The sequence below is a fragment of the Nitratidesulfovibrio oxamicus genome, from assembly GCF_015731765.1.
GTDB lineage: Bacteria > Desulfobacterota > Desulfovibrionia > Desulfovibrionales > Desulfovibrionaceae > Cupidesulfovibrio > Cupidesulfovibrio oxamicus.
Map to the genome: position 1 here is coordinate 1 of NZ_VRYY01000584.1, position 1,246 is coordinate 1,246.

Annotated in this window: 1 protein-coding gene; it reads left to right on the top strand. The window is 69.6% G+C overall.

Translation table 11 applies throughout. The annotated features are described in order from the left end of the window. Positions 1-291: 291 nt before the first annotated feature. Positions 292-1,246 (top strand): FUSC family protein (locus tag FVW20_RS15885; RefSeq protein ID WP_196610366.1); only part of this gene is annotated, 955 nt, incomplete at its 3' end.

A 1,246-nucleotide genomic window follows, 5' to 3' on the forward strand; every position in this document is an offset into this window, starting at 1 on the left:
GGCGCGCGGGTCCCGGCCTTTGGCGACGCCCCGCCCGTCGCCATCCCCACGCCGCCTGCGCCGTTCACCGCCTTCCGTCACCTTTCCCGCACGGCATGCTTCCGCCCCGCTTGCCAGCCGTGCGGCCCCGGCGTATGTGGTGCCCTCCGGAACCGGTCGGACCCGCTCCGGCCCCCTTTGAAACTGATCGGAACTGGCGCGGTTTCGGGGCCGCAGGGGCACCACCGCCGCCACCGCGCCGCCTCACCCCGCGCACCCTCAACCGCCGTACACCCTGCGACCGAGACCGCCATGCGTCGCCCCACACTCGCCGACATTTCCCCTGCCCACATCCGCCACGGCATAAAGACCGGCATCGCCGCCGTGCTTTCCCTGCTGCTGGCCGACGTGCTGCACATCCAGTACGGCTACTGGGCCGTCATTTCCGCCGTCATCGCCATGCAGATGAACGTGGCCGAGGCCATCGAGATGTGCCTGTACCGGTTCATCGGCACGGTCATGGGGGCCGTGATGGGCGTCGTCGCCATCATGGTCTTTCCGGACACGCCCGTGTGGAACGGCGTTTCGGTGTTCGTCACCACCGGGCTGTGCGCCTTTCTCACCCGGTGGGACCCGCGCTACCGCATGGCGGCCATCACCGTGAGCATCGTCATCCTGGCCAGCGCGGGCCATGCGGAACGCATCGACGTGGGCCTGTTCCGGGTGCTGGAAATCGCCGTGGGCGTGGGCTGCGCCTTCGTGGTCACGGTCACCCTGTGGCCGGTGCGCGCGGCGGTGGGCTTGCGCCGCGACCTGGCCGCGCAGGCGGAAAACTGCGCCGACCACCTGACCACCCTTGTGGACAGCTTCCTGGCCCGCCAGACCCACGCGCCCGCCAACCTGCTGGACCATCTGACGCGCGCCATCCCGCGCAACCGCGAGCGTTTGTCCAAGGTGCGTCGCCACGAATCGCTGATCTACTTCTACGACAACCAGCCGCTGGACACCCTGTCCACGACGGTGGAGCGCACCACCGACCATTTGCGAACCATGCTGCGCAGCCTGGATGCCTGCACGCCAGACGGGCATGACATCATCATGGCGCCGGAAATGCGCGACCTGGCGGAAACCGTGGCCCGCACCCTGCGGCACATGGCCGCCACGACATCGGGCGTCACCGGCTCGCGGCCCACCGGCACGCTGGCCGGGTTGCGGTCGGCCCTGGGGTTGCAGCCGGAAAGCGGACACGATGCCGCCACCGAGCCTT